This is a genomic window from Actinomycetota bacterium (assembly GCA_012837825.1).
In the GTDB taxonomy this organism is placed as follows: Bacteria; Actinomycetota; Humimicrobiia; order Humimicrobiales; family Humimicrobiaceae; genus Humimicrobium.
Genome location: DUQM01000015.1, coordinates 1 through 20,986 on the forward strand (window position 1 = coordinate 1; position 20,986 = coordinate 20,986).

General features: G+C 38.1%; 18 protein-coding genes, 1 tRNA gene, 1 other RNA gene and 1 pseudogene. 3 read left to right on the forward strand and 18 right to left on the reverse strand.

Going from position 1 to position 20,986, the window contains the following annotated elements; translation table 11 throughout:
* The 6 genes from GXZ93_01180 to GXZ93_01205 form a co-directional block, all read right to left on the reverse strand.
* Nucleotides 1-79: transfer RNA gene (locus GXZ93_01180), tRNA-Pro, on the reverse strand.
* 46 nt (nt 80-125) lie between these two features.
* Nucleotides 126-740 (reverse strand): XTP/dITP diphosphatase, encoded by a 615-nt coding sequence (locus GXZ93_01185; GenBank protein ID HHT78405.1) that lies wholly within the window; start codon nt 738-740, stop codon nt 126-128.
* 62 nt (nt 741-802) lie between these two features.
* Nucleotides 803-1,528: a ribonuclease PH gene (gene rph / locus GXZ93_01190; protein HHT78406.1), complete on the reverse strand. Its 726-nt coding sequence runs from the start codon at nt 1,526-1,528 to the stop codon at nt 803-805.
* Nucleotides 1,529-1,607: 79 nt separating this feature from the next.
* The gene (locus tag GXZ93_01195) at nt 1,608-2,411 is read right to left on the reverse strand and encodes a glutamate racemase (GenBank protein ID HHT78407.1); all 804 of its coding nucleotides are present in this window, start codon (nt 2,409-2,411) and stop codon (nt 1,608-1,610) included.
* An 80-nt stretch (nt 2,412-2,491) separates the two neighbouring features.
* Nucleotides 2,492-3,310: a class I SAM-dependent methyltransferase gene (locus GXZ93_01200; protein HHT78408.1), complete on the reverse strand. Its 819-nt coding sequence runs from the start codon at nt 3,308-3,310 to the stop codon at nt 2,492-2,494.
* A 22-nt stretch (nt 3,311-3,332) separates the two neighbouring features.
* Nucleotides 3,333-4,997, reverse strand: coding sequence for an FAD-binding oxidoreductase (locus GXZ93_01205; protein HHT78409.1), 1,665 nt, complete (start codon nt 4,995-4,997; stop codon nt 3,333-3,335).
* A 151-nt stretch (nt 4,998-5,148) separates the two neighbouring features.
* Here GXZ93_01205 and GXZ93_01210 point away from each other — a divergent pair, with 151 nt between their 5' ends.
* Complete coding sequence (locus tag GXZ93_01210; protein HHT78410.1) at nt 5,149-5,379, forward strand: TPM domain-containing protein; 231 nt, start codon at nt 5,149-5,151, stop codon at nt 5,377-5,379.
* On the opposite strand, the gene GXZ93_01215 is transcribed toward GXZ93_01210, so the two are convergent.
* Complete coding sequence (locus GXZ93_01215; GenBank protein HHT78411.1) at nt 5,340-6,299, reverse strand: prepilin-type N-terminal cleavage/methylation domain-containing protein; 960 nt, start codon at nt 6,297-6,299, stop codon at nt 5,340-5,342. The genes GXZ93_01210 and GXZ93_01215 overlap by 40 nt on opposite strands.
* A 434-nt stretch (nt 6,300-6,733) precedes the next feature.
* Nucleotides 6,734-7,660, reverse strand: a complete 927-nt coding sequence (locus GXZ93_01220; protein ID HHT78412.1) for a LysR family transcriptional regulator — start codon at nt 7,658-7,660, stop codon at nt 6,734-6,736.
* Between the two features lie 139 nt (nt 7,661-7,799).
* Here GXZ93_01220 and ttdA point away from each other — a divergent pair, with 139 nt between their 5' ends.
* Entirely contained in the window at nt 7,800-8,699 is a 900-nt protein-coding gene (gene ttdA, locus GXZ93_01225; protein HHT78413.1) for a L(+)-tartrate dehydratase subunit alpha, read from the forward strand.
* Nucleotides 8,696-9,313, forward strand: coding sequence for a L(+)-tartrate dehydratase subunit beta (ttdB, locus tag GXZ93_01230; protein ID HHT78414.1), 618 nt, complete (start codon nt 8,696-8,698; stop codon nt 9,311-9,313). Before ttdA ends, ttdB begins: the two co-directional genes overlap by 4 nt.
* A gap of 367 nt (nt 9,314-9,680) precedes the next feature.
* On the opposite strand, the gene GXZ93_01235 is transcribed toward ttdB, so the two are convergent.
* The 10 genes and pseudogenes from GXZ93_01235 to raiA form a co-directional block, all read right to left on the reverse strand.
* A complete protein-coding gene (locus GXZ93_01235; GenBank protein ID HHT78415.1) occupies nt 9,681-10,934 on the reverse strand; it encodes an ATP-binding protein in 1,254 nt (417 codons plus the stop codon).
* A 463-nt stretch (nt 10,935-11,397) separates the two neighbouring features.
* Nucleotides 11,398-11,751, reverse strand: a transfer-messenger RNA (tmRNA) gene (gene ssrA, locus GXZ93_01240).
* 74 nt (nt 11,752-11,825) lie between these two features.
* Nucleotides 11,826-12,302: an SsrA-binding protein SmpB gene (smpB, locus tag GXZ93_01245; GenBank protein ID HHT78416.1), complete on the reverse strand. Its 477-nt coding sequence runs from the start codon at nt 12,300-12,302 to the stop codon at nt 11,826-11,828.
* On the reverse strand, nt 12,299-13,555 hold the full coding sequence (locus tag GXZ93_01250; GenBank protein ID HHT78417.1) for a S41 family peptidase: 1,257 nt from the start codon (nt 13,553-13,555) through the stop codon (nt 12,299-12,301). Before GXZ93_01250 ends, smpB begins: the two co-directional genes overlap by 4 nt.
* A gap of 216 nt (nt 13,556-13,771) precedes the next feature.
* Entirely contained in the window at nt 13,772-14,944 is a 1,173-nt protein-coding gene (locus GXZ93_01255) for a peptidoglycan DD-metalloendopeptidase family protein (protein HHT78418.1), read from the reverse strand.
* Nucleotides 14,945-14,952: 8 nt separating this feature from the next.
* Nucleotides 14,953-15,870 carry an ABC transporter permease gene (locus tag GXZ93_01260; protein ID HHT78419.1) on the reverse strand — a complete coding sequence of 306 codons (918 nt, stop codon included), beginning with the start codon at nt 15,868-15,870 and terminating at the stop codon, nt 14,953-14,955.
* A complete protein-coding gene (ftsE, locus tag GXZ93_01265) occupies nt 15,867-16,547 on the reverse strand; it encodes a cell division ATP-binding protein FtsE (GenBank protein ID HHT78420.1) in 681 nt (226 codons plus the stop codon). The genes GXZ93_01260 and ftsE overlap by 4 nt, the downstream gene beginning before the upstream one ends.
* A gap of 95 nt (nt 16,548-16,642) precedes the next feature.
* Nucleotides 16,643-17,713 (reverse strand): annotated as a pseudogene (locus GXZ93_01270) (peptide chain release factor 2).
* Between the two features lie 72 nt (nt 17,714-17,785).
* Nucleotides 17,786-20,326 carry a preprotein translocase subunit SecA gene (gene secA / locus GXZ93_01275; protein HHT78421.1) on the reverse strand — a complete coding sequence of 847 codons (2,541 nt, stop codon included), beginning with the start codon at nt 20,324-20,326 and terminating at the stop codon, nt 17,786-17,788.
* 30 nt (nt 20,327-20,356) lie between these two features.
* The gene (raiA, locus tag GXZ93_01280) at nt 20,357-20,905 is read right to left on the reverse strand and encodes a ribosome-associated translation inhibitor RaiA (protein HHT78422.1); all 549 of its coding nucleotides are present in this window, start codon (nt 20,903-20,905) and stop codon (nt 20,357-20,359) included.
* Between the last annotated feature and the right edge of the window lie 81 nt (nt 20,906-20,986).

A 20,986-nucleotide genomic window follows, 5' to 3' on the forward strand; every position in this document is an offset into this window, starting at 1 on the left:
TGGTCGGGGTGAGAGGATTTGAACCTCCGACCCCCTGCTCCCAAAGCAGGTGCGCTAAACCAAGCTGCGCTACACCCCGAAAAAACAAATAAGATGTAATATATCATATATTCTGAATATTTCAATCAGAACAAGTGCGGCATTTTATTGCCGCCAATAAGAAAATCATGGAGATTTGCCAAAGCTTTCCCCCTGTGGCTTATGCTGTTTTTTTCATCATCAGTCAGCTGAGCCATTGTTTTTTCAAATCCTTCAGGAATAAAAATACTGTCATATCCGAATCCGCCTTCTCCCTTTTCCTCAAACCCGATAGTGCCTTCACATATTCCACTGGTTTTAAAAATCAGTCCTTTTCTGCTGTCCCATAAAACCAGGCTGCAAACAAATCTTGCAGATCTGTTGTCGGAAGTTTTTGCATTTTCAAGCTCTTTTAATAATTTTAATCTGTTCGATCTGTCAGTAGCATTAACACCGCTGTATCTTGCTGAATAAACTCCGGGGTTGCCATTGAGAAAATCCACCTGAAGGCCTGAATCATCTGCAATTACGGACTTATTTAAAATTTCGGCAATTGTCTCTGCCTTGATAACCGCATTTTCTTCAAAAGTACTGCCATTTTCCATTATTTCAGGAATATCAGAAAAATCGTTCAGAGATTTAAAATAAATATCAGCATTCCTAAAAAAATGAATGATTTCTTTTACTTTGCCTTTATTTTTCGTGGCAATCACTATTTCCATTTTGATTCTCCAAAAAAATATTTATCAAAATCTGCAGTACCTGGAAGACGACTTTTATATATTTATTTTTTAAGAATAGCGTTTTTCTGTATCAGAAATAATTCTTCAATAGAGGATTCCGATAATTCCAGCATTTTCAAAAACTCTTCTTTTGAAAATGTATTGCATTCCGCTGTTGACTGTACTTCTATCAGCTGTCCTTTTGAATTCATGACTACATTCATATCGACATCTGCACTGCTGTCTTCAGAAAAACAGAGGTCCGTCATTATCTCTCCGTTTATTATTCCCACACTTATTGCCGCAACAAAATTCTCTACAGGCATTTCCTTTATTATGTTTTCGTTGACAAGATATCTGCAGCAGTCAAACAAAGCTACAAAACCTCCTGTTATGGAAGCACATCTGGTACCTCCGTCTGCTTCTATCACATCACAGTCCACCCATATTGTCCGTTCTCCAAGTTTGCCAAAATCAACAGCAGCCCTGAGAGACCTTCCGATCAGGCGCTGTATTTCATGGGTTCTTCCATTTATTCTTCCTGAAGTCTGCGGCCTTATTATCCTGACCTGCGTAGATCTCGGAATCATGTCATATTCAGCGGTTACCCAGCCAAGTCCTTTGTTTTTTTGAAAAGGCGGCACTTTTTCTTCTACCGTTGCTGTACATATTACTCTGGTTTTTCCAAACTCTATAAGAACAGAACCTTCTGCATAAGATATGTAATTTCTTGTTATTTTAATCTGCCTTATCTCATCATTTGCTCTTCCGTCAGCCCTTTTACCCATTTAAAATCCTTCCTGATGCTAATGACAATAATTATTTTTGCTTATACCGCATGATAAGTTTTAGCATACGGCCTTTCAGTCATATATCTATATCTGCATGAAAAACATCTCTGATTTTTTCGCCTAAAAAAATTTTTCCTGATTTGTAAAATGTATCTTTATCTGCAGTAGCATAAAATTTTCTCTCAGGCTCATTGTCCTGATTGTTTAAAATATTATTTTTCCTAAGAGTTTTTTCAACATCCTTGGCTGTTTCAACTGCGGAACTGATTACTTTTATTTCACTGCTGCAGCAATCTTTTATATTGTTTTCTATAAGCGGAAAATGGGTGCATCCGAGAAGAAGCACGTCAACAGACTCAATGAAAAGAGGGTCAAGGTATTCACAGATTGTTTTTTCAAGGCTGTTGCCTGCAAGTATCCCTTTTTCCACATAATCCACCAGGAGAGGCGCAGGATTTGAAAATACTTTTATTTCTTTATCGATTTTTTTTATGGCTTTATCATAAGCCATGCTTTCGACAGTTCCCTTTGTCGCAATCACTCCGACTCTTTTTGATTCTGTAGCGCTGACTGCGGCCCTTGCCCCCGGTTCAATAACACCGATTACAGGAACGCAGGTTTCTTTCTGAATATCACTTAATGCAGCGGCTGTGGAAGTATTGCAGGCAATCACTATCATCTTTACATTTTCCGAAAGCAGAAACTTTGCTATCTTCAAGGCAAAATATTTTACCTGATTTAATTCTCTTGGCCCGTATGGAAATCTGGCTGTATCTCCGAAATAAATGGTATTTTCATTTGGAACAAGCCTTATTATTTCTTTCAGGACGGTTATTCCTCCAAGCCCTGAATCAAAAATACCTATCGGTCTTAAATCCACAGATCGCTCACATTCAGTTATATGATTTTTATTATGTATTAAGAATTAAATCTTATTATGTATTAAAATCAAAGACAACTTTATTTTTTCAACCGGCATAGATAATGTATCCATCCGCCCTTATTCAGCTCTGCATCCTCATCAGTTTTTATACCGTTTACGGAATATGTCTTTATATCCTCAAATCCGGCCTCTGTCAGCTGTTTCAGCTGATATGCATAGGAAGAATAATAAATTTTTACTCTGCCGTTTAATGAGTTATCGGCCAGGATTCCATGGCCTTCTTTCCGGAGACTTCTTATCAGAGCAGTTATGTTTAACCTTTTATTCAATATGCGAAGCCTGAAAAAAAAATAAAAAGATTTGAAAAATAAAAATATATTCCTAAAAAAGCTGCCTTCATTTTTTTTAACAAGTTTTCTAAAGATATATGCAAATTTGAAAATATCATAAATGCCTTCCCAGTTAATATTGTGCGATGAAAAAGCAAAAAACCCATTATTTCGCAAGACTCTTTTTATTTCCTTTAAGGCAACCAGCCTTGATTGTTCATCGAAGCTGTCAATTCCGTTGTAACTGAAAAACACAAAGTCAAACATATCACCGGCAAATTTTTTCATATTCCTTACATCAACAACTTCAAAAATATTTCTTTTGCTGAACTTCCTGCGGCATTCTTCTATCATGTTCGGAGCATAGTCGGCACCGATATAACAGTTTACAAGCGGAAGAAAATATTTTGTGGTTCTGCCGGCACCTACTCCCATATCAAGCATGCTCATATCTTTAAGATAGAGTTTAAGGTCCTCAATAATGCTTTTCTCAGCTTTATCAAGATAATCTCTTGCAGCATAATCTGAGGTAATTTTTTTATGATTATATATTTTTTTATGTTCCATAAATTACAATATTAAAATCTTTTTATGCTTCTGCAATAGCAAGTTCAATAAGCTTGCCGATATCATTTTTTATATAGGAAGGACAGTTCATGTCTTTAACCCATAATGACAGCTCTTCAACAAATGGATTTATTTCTGAAAATGAAACAGCTCCTCTTGATGCTGCATCTATCATGGCTACCCTGCCCCTTATTGTGTTGTGTTCAAAGGGTTCTTTTAAATATGCAGGACTGTCATTCTTGCATAAATGGCATTTGACGCATAGAGATGAAAGTTTACTGATTTCAGAATACTTTTTCAATGCAGGGGAAATATCCATCGAGCCTTCCCTTATATCTATCACTTTCCCCGGGTTCAAAATATTGTCCGGGTCAAATGCCTCTTTTATTTTTCTCAGGTAATCTGCGGTTTGGGGTCTTATCTTGTCCTGGCTCCTTCCAAGAAAAAATCCTACGGCATGTTCCCCGCTGTAACATCCGCCTTCTTTCTCAACCCAGTCGTCAAATTCCCTTATAGCTTTTCTGGCTTTTATCTTTTCCTCTATATTATCCGGGACAATAAAACTTGGATGAAGATTGCCGTCTCCTGCATGTCCGTAAATTATAAGGTCAAGATTTTCTCTTTCCGCTATCTCTCTCATTTTTCTTATGCCTAGCGTAAGTTTGTCAAGAGGCAGAACGGGATCAAATTGAATTATTACAGGCTTGTTTTTATCAGCTTTTGCAAGAGCTCCCAGGGCGCTTCTTCTTTCAGTATAGAGCTCATCTGCCTTTACCGGATCATTGGTATAGACAAGTTCCAGAGGTTTTAATTTTTTCAACACTTCAACAAGCTTGTCTGCCTGCGCTTTTGACTCATTTTTTGAACCTGTAGTTTGAAAAAGAAGCAGCATATTTGAAGCTCCTTCATGAATACAGCTTAGAAGCCTTGAATCCATATATTCAAACGAATAAAGCTCGATGTGGTTTATGGCAATTTCTTCATGAATTTTCTGCAGGACTTCTTCATCAGGAAAACTGCATCTTATTGTCCATGTATCTTCAGCAAGATATTCGCATCTCAAAGTTATCTCCGTTATTACACCCATGGTTCCCTCGGAACCCAAAAACAATGATGTGATATCCGGTCCCGTACTCTGTTTTGTAAGAGGCGCCCCGGTGCAGAAAATATTACCTCTGCCATCTACAACTCTGAGAGAAAGAAGATAATTCTTAAAAGTCCCTTTTGACATTCCCCAGGTTCCTCCTGCCGCTTCAGCAATATTTGCCCCAAGAGTAGAAATTAAATGAGAGGCCGGGGCTACAGGAACTATCAGGCCATATTCTTTTAAATATTTATTAAGATCTGCACAGGTTATTCCCGGAGAAGCAACAACAGTTTTGCTTATTGTATCCACAGATTTAACGGAATTCATCCTCAGCAGATTCAGAAGAATACCTTTATGGGTTATGGCGCCTCCGGACAGTCCCGTTAGTCCGCCTGATGCAGTAACCGGGATTTTGTATTTACCTGCTATTTTAATGATACCGCTTACTTCCGATTCACTAAAAGGATATACGATTATGTCCGGTTTTGAACGATAAAGAGTAGCATCACCGAAAGTATATGCATGATACTGTGCCATATCAGGTGTAATTATGTATTCTTTACCGATTAATTCAGTCAGTTCTTTAATTAGTTTATTCAAAACTATCCCTTTCTGGAAATTTTTTAAGCTATTATATTAGCTATTCCCAAATAAGTTAAGAAGAGAAAAAAGAATTTAACATTTTGAGACAATAAAGGTTCGCGATTTTATCATGATGCCGGAACCGGAGATGTAAGTAGCCGTTGTAACCATTATTTCCCTGCAGAGAAAGACAATTAATGAACCGGCTTTCAGTCCTTTTAACAAGTTTGGCATTGGCGAAAAATATGAAAACAAGGACATGCTTCTGCTTATTTCAAAAGATGAGGGTTGGTGCAGACTGAAAATCGGGCCCGGGCTTAAAAAAAGAGAATACTCAGACTTTATTTTGCCAGCTTGCAATCAATCAACCAGCCTCCATGCCGATGAAATTCCCGGCTGACTGTTCTGATTATAGTATTTGGCAACATATTCCCTGCCTTCATATATAACTATATCGTTCTTATTATAAACATTAAAAGATCTCCACTCGTCTGTTATTTCCTGCCAGGGGCTGGTTATTAATCCCGGTTCGGCATTTGATGTCCAGCTTCTTGCAATAAAAGTACTCTCACCGAAAATTACCTCATCACCGGCATTATAAACATTAAAAGATCTCCACTCGTCTGTTATTTCCTGCCAGGGGCTGGTTATTAATCCCGGTTCGGCATTTAATGTCCAGTGCCTCGCGACATATACCTTTCCGTCATATATAACATAAGTGCCTTGGGTGTAACTTGTTGATGCATCCCATAAAGGATAATCAGGTAAAGTAGTCGTGGTTTCATCTGCAGTAGTTGTTGTAGTTGTTTCAGCAGTAGTTGTAGAAGTGTTTTCCGTGGTTGTAGTTGTTTCCATAGTTGAAGTAGTGGTTGTATTCCCTTGATTATTATGGCCCGGTTCATGATAAGTTCCTTCGGCTATCATCATCCCGTTTGAAAAAATTATGTCGTCTGCTGTATCGTAAGTTTTGTCTATCCCTCCGCTCACAAGGTTATATCTGCCATCAGAAAAACTATATCTGTAGTTTACTCCCCAGGCATCGTATGTCTTCATACCATAAATATATCCGTCTAATTCATCTGCAAGATTTTCAATATCAGAAACTGCAGGATAGGTAAGATTATCGCTTCCATATAATTCCAGGGCAATTGCAATACTGCTCATTTCAGCTTTGGTAGCAGATTCTTTTGCTCTGTTCTGAATGCGAAAATAGATCGGGACGGAAATTGAAGCAAGTATTGATAGTATTATAATAACTATTAAGAGTTCAACAAGTGTAAAACCATTTCTTTTAGAAATAATGTTTTTTGCCCTATTCATAATCTTTCACATATTTGAATGACATTATGAGATAAACTTTATACTCCTCACATTTTATAAAAAATATTAGCAAAATCAAATACCTGATTAATTATCACATGCTCTGCATCTTTTAACACATGTATTTCAGAATATGGAAAATCCCCTTTCTCAACTTGTTGTTTTGCGTCAAACATAACCCTTGGCAATTTCTTAAATGGAGGGGACAAATGTTTCTGCCCTATACCACTACGGACACCCCCCTCGTTTCGGTTTCCATAAACCGCAAGGCTTTGACTCCGGACGCCCGGCTACACCATTATGGAAGGGAGTGTCCTCAAATCTCCTGAAATAAACAAATAATCCGAGCCCATCTCCAATAGTTAAAATTTGGTTCGGATTATACTGGTTTGGTGCAAGTAAAGCATAATATATCATAAATCATGTTTTATTGATTATCTTATACTTGAAATGTTGACGACTTCTTTCATAACTTGGATGAATGCCTTTGCAGCACCGGTAAGCGGCCTGTCTTTTGAATATGCAATGATAACCCTGCGTGTATCAGCTTGATTGTTTAAAGAAAAGTATCGTGGCATTTCCAGAAATTTATTATACTTCGCAAGAACATCCGGTATGATGGTTACTCCTACTCCCGCGGCTGCTAATGCCTGCGCTGTCGCCATGCTGTCAGTTTGCAGAATTATTTTAGGTCTAAATCCGGCATGGTGACACAGATCAAAAAATGAAATCCTCAGCTTTTGTCCTTTTTTCATCACGATAAAGGATTCATCTTTTAAAAGTGAAAAATCAATAGATGGATATGGCGGAACCTGCTGACCGCTGATGTTCTGGCACAGAGCATGCTCCTGTGGCAAAACCAATAATATTTCTTCATCAAAAAGTTCTTCATAAATCAGATTGGGATATGTCAGAGGCAGTAAAACGATAGAGAAATCCGTAATACCGTTTACCGCACGTTCTTCAAGCTCTTCGGTTATTCCTTCTTCCAGACTAATGCTGATTCCGGGATAACGCTGTTTAAAGACGGGGAGTACATGGGTCAGCAGATACATGCTTCGGTAATTCGAACTGCCAATTGTGACATGTCCGCTCTTTAAATTAAAAAGATCATCTATGTGGTTTTTTCTTTGTTGACGGAGTCGGTGAATTTTTTGTTCCGTCTGCAAGTAGATTTCTCCCGCATCCGTAAGTCTTGCAGGCTTTGTATTACGTTCAAATATTTCAGTGCCCAAATCATTTTCTATCCGTTTTATGTATTGGCTTAATGATGGCTGCGCGATAAAGAGCCTCTTCGCTGCCTGAGAGATGCTTCCCTCCTCTAAAATTCTCTGTATATAATGTAAGGCGCGGTTTTCCATTTTCTTTATCCCTTCATCAATAACATAGGTATTGTACTATAAAAATTATAGTTATTAAAGTATTTGATCTATATTTAGGATCGATATACAATTATTATCAGGAAAAATGGAAAGTAATAGTAGAGGAGAATAAAATATTATGAGCTCAACTATGCAATGTGATAAATTCATTGATATTATGGCGAAATTTACAGCCTATGCGGGAAAACGCCTTCCCGATGACGTCATTGCAAAACTGAAAGAACTCAGGGCAAAAGAAGATACGCCTATGGCAAAAATCTTCTATGACGCAATGTTTGATGACTTGAAAATGGCGGATGAATTGGACAGACCGTGTTGTCAGGACACAGGCGTGATTCAATATTTTGTTCAGGCAGGTTCCCGCTTCCCACTGATTGATAAGATTGAAGATTGTCTGCGGGAAGCCGTAAAAAAGGCAACAATAGATGCCCCGCTGCGCCACAATGTCGTCGAAGTGTTTGATGAGAAGAATACCGGAAATAATGTGGGGACAAGGATTCCGTGGATTGACTGGGAAGTGGTTCCACACAGCGACGAGGTGAAAATTTATATGTATATGGCGGGGGGCGGATGTAGTCTCCCGGGAACAGCGAAGGTTTTAATGCCGCTGGAAGGATATGAGGGCATAGTCAAATTTGTGTTTGACCAAATCACGTCCTATGGAATCAATGCATGTCCTCCGCTTTTGGTCGGCATCGGCATTGCCGGATCTGTGGAAGTTGCAGCAAAGCTTTCAAAAAAAGCCTTGCTGCGTCCAATCGGAACTCATAACAGCAACCCGCGTGGTGCGGAATTGGAGACCATGATGGAGAAAGGGCTTAACGACATTGAAATTGGCCCGGGCGGCATAACGGGGAAGAATTCCGTTATGGGCGTGCATATTGAACAAGCCGGGCGTCACCCGGCGACAATAGCTGTCGGTTTGTCAACGGGATGTTGGGCACACAGAAGGGCGCTCATTAAAATAGATTCGGAACTCAATTATGAAATACTGTCACATAAAGGAGCGATATTATGAGTAAAAAAATATTGACTACTCCGATAAAAAATGACGACATCGAATCCATTGCAATCGGAGATATAATTTATTTAAACGGATGTTTAATTACAAGCCGGGACGATGTTCATCAGCGCCTGATTAAGCAAGGTAAATCGCTGCCCATTGATCTTTCCGGAAAAGCAATTTTTCATGCCGGCCCCATTATGAAGGAGAGACAAGGTGAGCCGGGTAAATACGACGTTATTTCCATCGGGCCAACGACCAGCATGCGGATGGAAAAGTATGAAAAGGAATTCATCGCGGAAACAGGCGTTAAACTGATTATCGGAAAAGGCGGAATGGGTGAAAAAACTGCCGAAGGCTGTAAAACCTATAAAGCGATTCATGCAGTATTTCCCGGCGGATGCGCTGTTCTTGCTGCAAGTCAGGTAGAAGAAGTGGAATCCGTTGAATGGTTGGATTTGGGTATGCCGGAGGCAATGTGGGTGATGCGTGTCAAAAACTTCGGCCCGTTGCTTGTTTCAATCGATACAAAAGGAAATAACCTTTTTGAAAACAATAAGAAACAGTTTAACGAAAAGAAAGCCCGGATCCTGCCTGAAATTTATAAACACGTTGATTATCTCGAATGATGATGTATTGAAGACTGTTGTTTCCCTTGCAACCCATGAAGATCAAATGGCAGAAAGAAAAAGTAAACAATTGTTGTTTTGTTTTGAAATTTAAGCGTTGTTGCCCTAAGTAAATCAAACCTGGAATTTGCTGTTCTGGCAAACCTGGATTTGTTTATTTCTGATATTTCTTTATTTCCGATATTTCTTTATTTTATCGGTATGAATTGTCAAAAGCTCTTTTTGAATATGTTTTTTCTTGTGCTGAATCTCTGACTTCATTCCAAAGAATGGATGCTGCTTTCAATTTATTGGAATAGCCTAAGCTACTTCATCACAAAATTTGTAGCCATCTAATAGCAGCTATGACTCGTTCTCTTCATTGAGTTCAGACTTCAAGACTGCCCTCGTTTAATAGAAAATCAAAGATGCTCATTACTAATACACCTTCTTCATTATACAAAGGAGCCAGTGCGTCTTTTGTAATGATAATCTTTTTAAAAGCATCCTGAACCATAAGCAGTGAACGCTGCTCCTGTTCTTTTTTTGCTTCGTTAGATAAGCGCAGCGCGGATTGAATATAATATCTTTTGCTTCCCAGGTTTGCCACAAAGTCTATTTCCAGGCTTACCCGCTCCGATTTCCCTGACGGAGTTCTCCTTCTCTGCTCCACTACGCCCACATCAACGGAATATCCTCTGCTTCTAAGTTCGTTATAAATAATGTTCTCCATAAGATGAGTTTCTTCAACTTGTCTGAAACCCAGTTTTGCATTTCTAAGCCCCACATCTTCAAAGTAATATTTGAGAGGTGTACCTATATATTTTCTTCCTTTTACATTATAACGCTGTGCTGCGCTTATTATAAAAGCATCTTCAAGATACCCTATGTACTGTCTGATCGTGTTTGCGCTGAACGAAGAATGTGATACGGACTTAAATGTTGCTTCTATCCTGGCCGGATTTGTATATGAGCCGATTGCGGAAGCAAGTATATTTAACAAATCGTCCAGTTCCTGCGTTTTTTCTATTCGGTTTCGCTCTATGATATCTTTTAAATATGTCTCCGCAAACAGATTCGTCAGGTATTGCATTTTCTGCGCTTCGGTTTTCATGGTTGAAACAAGCGGCAAACCGCCATATGTTGCATAATCTGTCCAACCATGATAAATATCACCCTTGTAGTTTTGCATAAATTCTTGGAAAGATAATGGAAAAATGTGAATCTCATCCCCCCTGCCACGAAATTCGGTAATAATGTCCTTTGAAAGAAAACGAGAATTGCTTCCGGTTACATAGATATCTGCATTCGGAATGTGCATGAGCGAATTCAGCACCTCTTCAAAGTCAATAAGCAGCTGAATTTCATCCAAAAAAATGTAATAGTTTTTCCTGTCTGCAATCAGCAAATCTATATATTTGAGGATTTCGTCCGGATTGCGATATCTTTTATTCCTTCTGTCATCTAAAGCAAGAGTTATTATGTGTGAATCGTCTATTCCGCTATCCAGTAAATATTGCTTGAAAATCTTAAAAATCAAAAAAGACTTGCCGCTTCTTCTGATTCCCGTAACAACTTTTACAAGCCCGTTATGCATACGGTTAATCAATGCGCTAAGATACCGTTCTCTCTGAATAATCACAGCTTGCCCTTTTTACTTTTTCCGGTACATGTACCGATTTTATTAAAAATAACTATAGCTGAATATAAAAAAAATACAAGTATGACTTTGCGTTTTTTCGGTACATTAACCACTTATAATAAAATCTTCTAAACTTATACCTGCTGGTCTCCTGTTGCAAATTTTTGTAAGATTCCGCACTTTCTTTCACTAATATAATTCATGATTTGATTTTTTACTCTAAAACAGGACAAAGTAAACGAATACCCGTAAAGCAAACCTTTACTCAAAAATCAAACAATTACCCCGCAAAGCAAGCCTTTGCTTTTAAGGCAGTCCGCCACAACACCCAAATAAGAAAACCCGCCCTGAAAAACAATTCCAAGCCGGATTGCTTTATGAGGCGTAAGACTTAAAATACCTTGAAATCAAGGAATTTTAGATAAAAAAAGCAGATTTTTCTATCAGAATCTGCTGTCTTGTCTGGTGGAGGCGGCGGGAATTGAACCCGCGTCCAAAGATATCGCCACTTAAACATCTACAAGCTTATTTCATATCTAAGTTTCGCTCCGGCAAATCATATGAACAATATCTGCCTTTGCTAGACTGCATTTATTTCCCTTTCCGGAAAAGCAGTCTTCTCCCGAAAAAGTATCCTGTTAATTGCGCCCTTTTAAAATCACAGGCATATCTTAAAGGACGTTAGCCGCTCTTATTAGGCAGCTAAAGCTAGTTCGCTATTATCTGCGTTTATTTTTATGTCCAGCTTTTTACGAGTCTCTGGAACTCGGCTTGCAATTTAAGCTCAATCTATCCCTGTCGAATCCAATACGCCCCCTTAAGGCAGTAGAAGATTATTCAAGTCAGATAAAGCACTGCATTGATATTATAGCATATGGGTACAAATGCTATTTAGCGATTAAAATTCTTCAGAGTCCGCTGTACTTCCCTTTCCTGAGCTTTTTTCTCAAGATCTTTGCGCTTGTCATATTTTAATTTTGCCTTTACCAGCGCAAGCTCTACTTTTGCCAGATGGCTGGCAAAATAAACGTTCAGGGGTACAAGAGTTGTGCTTTTATCATTAAGCTTACCGGAAAGCTTGCGTATCTGATTTTTATGCATCAGCAGTTTTCTTGTCCTGTAAGGTTGTGTCTCCTCTATTCTTGATTTGCTGTAGGGTGAAATATGCATATTATACAGGAGCAGTTCATCATTTTTTATTCTTGCATAACTATCCTTAAGATTAACTTTGTGCTCCCTCAGGGATTTTACTTCATTTCCTTTAAGGACAATTCCTGCCTCATATTTTTCTATAATAAAAAAATCATGAAAAGCTTTTTTGTTCTGTGCAACTATTTTTTTACTTTCTTCTTTTCTGTCTTTGCTCATTTTAATAATTTTTTCATTTCCTCGACAGCTTTGTCTTTCTGGGTATCTGTCTTTAAACCGGGATCCGGCAAAACTTTTATATCCGGTTCAATACCGGTTCCATCAATAGACTCACCAAGCGGGAGATAATACTTTGCTGTAGTAAACTTGATTCCGGATCCGTCAGAAAGCACATGAAGAGTCTGAACCGTTCCTTTGCCGAAACTTTTCATTCCCACAAGAACAGCCCGGTCGTGATCCTGAAGTGTCCCTGCGGTTAGTTCCGAAGCGCTTGCAGAATATTCATTTATAAGAACCACGAGAGGAATATCAGGATATTTTCCTTCCGTAGCATTATAGTCCCGACTTACCTCTTTTCCATCAACTCTTCCTGTGACCCTTACAATAAGCCTGTCTTTTTCAAGAAACAAATCGCAAAGCTTTACTGCATCATCAAGAACACCGCCAAGATTATTTCTGAAATCAAGAATGATTCCTTCAGCTCCATTGTTAATCATGCTATCTATTTCTTTTTCTACCTGTTCCGCCCCGCCCTCCTGGAAATCATAATACTGTATATAGGCAATATTTCCGTCAATCATTTCTGAAACAAAATTCGGAATCGTAAATGTGCCTCTTGTTATTGTGATTTCAAAGGTTTTTAATTCTGAAGGTCTGTAAAAAGTTATTCTGACATCTGTTCCCACAGGACCGGTTATTTTTGAAACCACTTCTTCAAGTGCAATTCTTTCCGCTTCTTCTCCGTTTACTTTCTTAATAAGATCTCCCTGTTTTATATCCAGGGAAGAAGACGGGCTATCGGGAATTACCTTTACTATTTCCACCTGTTCCCTATCATTAACAGTGACTATAACCCCGATTCCTCCGCTCATCACTCCCTTATACGATTCCATTATTTTTGCATACTGCTCTTTTGAAAAATACTCGGCGTGATTATCTTCAAGCTTTAACAGAATTCCCTGTATGGCTGCGGCTATAAGTTCATTTTTTGTTTTCGGATTAATGGCTTCTTTTAAAATCAGCTCTATTGCCTGTTCTATTGATTTGATACTTGCAGCAGTCTCCTGCTGTTCTCCTTTATCGCCGGTTATGTTGCTGCCTGTAATAATTTTTGCTGGAATTATTTCGCTTATCCTGGGAATTCTTATATTAAATTTGTAAGTAAAATCCAGCCCCAGTAAAAACCCTGTACCAAAAATAATTAGTGCCAGGATAAAGGATAATATAATTTTTAAAGCTTTAAATTTTTTCATCCCAAACTTTCTGCAAATTTTTATAGAGTTTCATGCTAACGCTTATCTTAAATTAAATTTTAGAAAACTTGAATTAACTTTTAAATAATTTTTTAAAGAATTGATTCAGATATCAGAGTATTATTTGAAGAGGAAGCACTATAAGGGTATTTTTTTAACCACCACCGGATAAAAAAGCTGAAAGATCCGGATCTGAAATACTGACTGATTTATCTTCTATAAATAACCCATGGGGTTCTGTGCGGCACCATTTATTCTTACTTCAAAATGAAGATGAGGACCGGTTGTCCAGCCTGTAGTTCCCACATATCCGATAACCTGGCCTCTTTTAACCATTTGTCCCTGCCCGACTGCAAAACTTGACATATGCGCATAGAAAGTTGCAAAACCGCCGCCATGATAAATAAGTATGGAGTAGCCATATCCACCGGAATAAGATGCCTGCAGCACTTCTCCTCCGTCAGCAGCAATTATAGGCGTTCCGCTTGGAGCTGCAAGATCTACGCCTGAATGAAATCTTGTTCCTCCAAATATCGGGTGTCTTCTGTTTCCAAAACCGGAAATAAGCTTTCCTGCCGTAGGCCATTGAAGTCTCCCGTTTGGAGCGCTTCCATATCTTAAAGATTCAAGTATTCTCTGGATCTCGGTTTCTTTTGCAGTAAGCTGGGCTTCCATTGCAATCAGGGCATTCTTGTCAGCTTTTGCGCTTGAAAGAAGACTTTTCTTTTCGTCCAGAATCCCGGATATTTCCGTTTTTTTCTGTTCGGCCTGTGTGACCAGTTTTTCAAGATTGGATTTTTGTTCATTCTGCTTTTTCTGAAGCTCCATTATGCTTTGCTGGACGCTTAAAGTTGCATTCTTCTTGTCTTTTATTTCTTCAATGATTACTGCATCCTGGTCAGCAAGAAGATTCATCAGTTTTAACTTGGATAAAAGCTCAGTAAAGCTCTGAGCCTTAAAAATAACATCAAGTATGTTTGTATTGCCATTTTTGTATATTGAAGCAACTCTGTTATTGAGTATAGTTGATTTTGCGTCAAGCTCCTTATTTATTTCAAGCAGTTCGCTTTCCTTGATTGCAAGATCTATGGTGGTTTTATCTATATTGCTTTTAACATCAGCAAGATTGGTGTTCAGATCATTTAACTGATCAAGACTTGAAAGCAGCTGGTCTTCAACTTTATTGACCTGACCAAGATATTCCTGCTCCTTTTTTTTTGCATCCTCTATTTTCTTCTTGGTTTCTTCTTTTTCCTTTTTTATCTGTTCAAGCTGATCTTCAAGAGAACCGCCGGACAAAGGAGCTACAGGAATTATCGTGAAGATAATAAGAACACATATAAAAATTGAAATTGCTACGATTAAATTGCTTCTTTTTTTCATAATCATAAATTATATTATACCCTCAAATATCTTCTTAATGCAAACCCGCTGCTGAGAAGGCCTATAAGAATTCCGACAACCATAATTGCAAGGTATATAAATATAATTACATTATTTGATCCGAGCAGTGCGAGATTCTTTATTCTCATCGTTTCAACAAGAGCAGTTTCACCCTTTATCAGAAGAAATCTGTTCAGGAAGTAAAGAAGCAGGACAGCAATTCCCCCGCCTACAAAACCTTCAAAAGATCCTTCAAAAAGGAAAGGAGCCCTTATATACCAGTTTGTTGCTCCAACAAGCTTCATTACCTCTATTTCTTTTCTTCTTGCATGTATGGAAAGTCTGATTGTGTTAAAAATAAGAACTATTGTAGCCAGAACCAGAATAATTATTATAAGCAAAGCAATGGTACCGGTGACTGCAGTTATTGAAAATAGTTTCCTGACATAATTCCTGCCATAGATGACTTCGTCGACCCCTTCAATATTTCCGCCATCCTTATCAACGAATCTTAAGGCAACCTGTTCTATTTTTTGCGGATCTTTCAGCCTTATTTCAAATGATGCCGGCAGCGGATTCCCCTGTATTTCTTTCAATATATCACTGCCTTCATATTGTGTTTTAAAGCGTTCAAGAGCCTGATCTTTTGAAATAAAGACCACTTCTTCGATTTCAGGCCATTCTTTGATTTCTTCCTCAATATAGGCTTTTAAATCATCTGATATATTGTCTTTAAGATAAACAGCAACCTCAACCTGATTTTCAATTGAATTCAAAACACTTTGTATGTCAAAAACAATTATGGAAAAAACCCCGACTATGAACAAAGTTATTGCAACGGTGGTAATGGCAGTGAATCCCATCAGAAAATTTCTTCTGAGACTTAAAAAAGTCTCACCGAAAATATGTTTTGGTCGAAATACCAGGCTCAAGATCCGTATACTCCTCTTCTCTGATCTCTTATAATTATTCCATCTTCAAGTTCAACTACTCTTCTTCTCATTGAATTTACTATCGATTTCTCATGTGTCGCCATAACTACAGTTGTGCCTATAAGATTAATTCTTGAAAGCAGCTTCATTATTCCTTCGGAGGTTGCAGGATCAAGGTTTCCTGTCGGCTCGTCGGCAAGAAGTATCGGTGGCCTGTTTACAAAAGCCCTTGCAATACAGACTCTCTGCTGTTCGCCACCGGAAAGCTGATGTGGAAGTGAATCCATTTTGTTATATAATCCCACAAGTTTTAATACCTGGGGCACCTGAGCTCTGATTATATAATTCGGTTTTCCGATTACTTCAAGCGCAAATGCAATATTGTCAAATACTGTTCTGTCAGAAAGAAGCTTGTAGTCCTGAAAAATACATCCGATATTTCTTCTGAGCTGGGGGATTCTGTTGTTTTTCAGATTACATATGTTTCTTCCGGCAATAAATATTGTTCCGCTTGTGACAGAGATCTCTTTTGTAAGAACTTTTATAAATGTTGATTTCCCTGAACCGCTTGGCCCTACCATAAAAACGAATTCGCCTTTTTTGATAACAAGATTTATATCTCTGAGTGCAGCAGAATTATTTTCATATATTTTGTTTACGTTTCTAAATTCAATCATATTCATAGTCAAAAACCCTGCTGGATATAGCTGAAAAAATTGTCCAAAAATTCTAAAAAGGATATTAACATAATGAAATTATATAGTCCATAAAATTAGTTTTGTTTTATATTTTTTTCAAGATAAGATTTTATAAACACATCAATATCTCCATCAAGAACTGAATTTACATCACCGATCTCTGTATTGGTTCTGTGATCTTTGATCATCTGATACGGCTGAAGGACATAGCTCCTGATCTGGCTTCCCCATCCTATGTCTTTCTTTTCCCCTCTTATTCCTTCTATTTCATCCATCTTCTTTTTCATCTCAGTCTCATACAGTTTTGATCGGAGTATTTTCATTGCGGTTTCCCTGTTCATCAGCTGAGATCTTTCATTCTGACAGGAAACAATCACTCCTGAAGGGATATGAGTTATCCTTACTGCCGAGTCTGTGACATTTACATGCTGACCTCCTGCACCGGTAGAGCGATAGGTATCTATTTTTAAATCGTCTTTGTTTATCTCAAGTTCAATGCTATCTTCAATAAGCGGTATTACATCAACTGCGGCAAAAGAAGTGTGTCTCCTTTTTGAAGAATCAAAGGGACTTATCCTTACAAGCCTGTGAACGCCTTTTTCTGACTTCAAAAGACCATAGGCATTGCTCCCGGAAACGGTAAAAGTGACATTCTTGATTCCGGCTTCTTCACCGGGCAGATAATCTGTTATTTTATAGCTGAGCTTCTTTTTTTCAATCCACTTTGTATACATCCTTAGAAGCATTTCCACCCAGTCATGCGATTCCGTCCCCCCGGCACCGGGATGAATATTGACTATTGCAGGATTATTATCATAAGGCTCGCTTAAAAGTAATTTTTCCTCAGTCAGACTTATGAGGTTGTTTAGCTCAGCGATATTTGCATAAAGCTCATTTTTAATTGCGCTGTCATCTTCAACATTCAGTATACTTGCAGCAACTGCTGCTTCCTCAAGCTTGTCATGCATCTTATTATAAAGTTCAACATCATCCTTAAGACTGTTAATCTTCTGCATTAGATCCTGGGCTTTTTCATAATCATCCCAGAAGCCATCTTTTGCAGCAATCTGATTAAGGTCGTTTATCCTGGTTTTCTTATCTTCTATTTCAAAGACAGCCTTTCAGATATTCAACTTTTTCTTCAAGCTCTTTTATTAATTCCTCGTGCCGGGCTTCTTCATTTTTTAATTCATTCATTTACTGACCTTTTAATTTTTTTAAAGATTTGCACCGCAACATTTTTTGTATTTTTTCCCGCTTCCGCAGGGGCAGGGATCATTTCTGCCTACTTTTCCTTCAGCTTTTACAGGTTCTTTTTTTGAAGGAGTACTGTCTCCGGGTCCGCTTGCAGTGACATTTCTATATTGCTTCTCATGTTCCTTTTCCTGTTCCTGCCCTGTGTATATTCTTGCATTATACAGTAATCTTACCGTGTCGCTCTTTATTTCTTCTATCATATCCTTGAATAAATGAAAAGATTCATGCTTGTATTCAATAAGAGGATCATGCTGGCCGTATGATCTTAACCCTATCCCTTCCTTTAGGTAGTCCATTTCCAGCAGATGATCTCTCCATCTATTGTCTATAACTGTAAGAATGACTATTCTCTTAAGCTGCTTCATTATTTCAGGCCCGAATTCTTCTTCTCTTGATTTTAAAAGAAGCAAAGCTCTTTCGAGAATTTCTTCCTTTAGCTGATTTCTGCTAACCTTTCCTGAAGCCAGTTTTTCTTTTTCAATAATACCTTCTGAGACATCCTTGCCGAATAAATTTATTAAATGATTTTTGTATTCATCTATATCCCATTCTTCATAGTAAGTATTCTGGTCAAGGTATTTGTCAAAGATCCGGCTTATTATATCTCTTATCATTTCGTTTGAAGAATCATCAAGATCCTGTTCCAGAAGAGCTTTTTTCCGTCTTTCATATATTACTTCTCTCTGCTTGTTCATTACATCGTCATATTCCAGGACATGCTTTCTTGCTTCAAAATTTCTTGCTTCAACCTGTCTCTGGGCATTTTCAATTGAACGGTTTATTATAGGGTGAGCTATGGGCATGTCATCGGGAAAATTCATTCTTTCCATTAGAAAGCTTATCCTGTCAGAACCAAACAGCCTTAAAAGATCGTCTTTAAGGCTCAGGTAAAACTGGCTTGAACCAGGATCTCCCTGTCTTCCGCTTCTTCCTCTTAGCTGGTTATCGATTCTTCTGGATTCATGTCTTTCGGTTCCAAGAACATGCAGACCGCCAAGACCGACCACTCCTTCTCCAAGTATTATATCTGTTCCTCTTCCAGCCATATTGGTTGAAATAGTTACAGATCCCGGCTGGCCTGCCTTTGCAATTATTTCAGCTTCCTTTTCATGATATCTTGCATTCAGCACTTCGTGGGGAATTCCCTCTTTTTTTAACATTTCGCTTAGCAGCTCGGACTTTTCAATAGATATAGTCCCTACAAGCACCGGCTGTCCTTTGGCATATCTTTCCTTTATATCTTCAACCACTGCTTCAAACTTTGTCTGTTCAGTCTTATATATAAGATCCGGCATATCATCTCTTATCATAGGCATATTGGTAGGTATCACTGATGTTTCAAGCTTGTATATATGCCTGAATTCTTCCGCTTCCGTCAGTGCTGTTCCCGTCATGCCGGCAAGTTTTTCATACATCCTGAAGTAATTCTGTATGGTTATCGTTGCAAGCGTCTGGTTTTCTTCCTTGATTCTTACATTTTCTTTGGCTTCAATTGCCTGATGAAGACCCTCGCTGTAGCGTCTTCCGTCAAGAATACGTCCGGTAAACTCATCGACAATCAGCACTTCACCATCTTTGACAATATAATCGACATCTTTTTTAAACAAATGATAAGCTTTAAGAGCCTGGTTTAGGGCATGGATATAAAGATAATTGGAAGGATCGTATATATTTTTAATTCCTGTGATTTTCTCAACTTTTAAAACTCCTTCTTCGGTGATTGCAGCACTTTTCTGCTTTTCGTCAATTTCAAAATCAATATCTTCTTCCAGCCTTGGAACTATCCTTGCCATTTTTTTGTAAAGCTCTGTTGACTGGTAAGGAATTCCTGAGATAATTAAAGGAGTCCGGGCTTCATCTATAAGTATGCTGTCGACTTCATCAATAATGGCATAATGATGCTCTTTCTGCACCATCATTTCTTTGGAAGTCACCATATTATCTCTCAGGTAATCGAAACCGAATTCATTATTTGTGCCATAAACAACATCACACAGGTAGGCGCTTATCTTGTCTCTGTACTCCTGGCTGTTTTGCAGAAGTCCGACACTCATTCCAAGCATGCTGTATACTTTTCCCATCCATTCACTGTCTCTTTTGGCAAGATAATCATTTACGGTAACAATATGGCAGCTTTTGCCGGTAAAAGAATTAAGATATGCGGGAAGAGTAGCAACAAGAGTCTTGCCTTCACCTGTCTTCATTTCAGCTATTTTGCCTTCGAAAAGCACTATGCCTCCCAGAAGCTGTACATCAAAGTGTCTCATTCCCAGAACCCTCCTGGCAGCTTCCCTCGCTACAGCAAAAGCTTCAGGCATTATGCTTTCAAGTGTCTCGCCTTTTTCGTATCTAAGATGAAACTGTGCTTTTTTCCCCTTAATATCATAATCAGAAAGTCTGCCGGTCTCTTTTTCAAACTCGTTTATTCGGGAAATAATTGCATCATATCTTTTAATTGCCTTTCCCTGACCGGCCCTGAGCAGATTTTGTAGCTTAAACATAAAAATCACCAGACTTAAAAAGTCATTTATTTAAGATTGTGGTTCAATCAAACCGTAATTTGTGTCTTTTCTTTTATAGATAACTGATGTTTTTCCCGTATCGGCATTTACGAAAACGAAAAAATCATGTCCCAGAAGCTCCATCTGTAAAGAAGCTTCTTCAGGTGTCATGGGTTTTATTTCAAATCTTTTTATTTTAACTATTTCTTTCAGTTCATCTTCGGATACTTCCGCCTGCTGCAACGGGCCAATCTTTGTTTCCGCAGGCTTTCTGCTTTTCTGTATCATCTTGTTCTTATATCTTTTTATCTGTCTTTCAATTTTGCTTCCCACTTTGTCTATTGCTTCAAAGAAATCAGTACCTGAATCAGCAGCTCTTATAACAGCCCTCGGAGTAAATATTGTTACCTCAGCCTTATTATTTAAATTTATGCTAGGGTTTTTTTCCAGAGAGAATTCAATCTCTGTTTTCACAGTTTTGTCAACGAATTTTTCTATCCTGTTTTTTATTTTTTTCTCAGCATACTTTTTAATGTTATCCGGAAGATTCACATTTCTGCTTTTGATTACAAATTCCATTTTGTCCTCCTTATCATTTTAAACAGCCATTATATACTTAAAATAAAAAAATCACTTGATTATTTGGATTTTATTTTCATT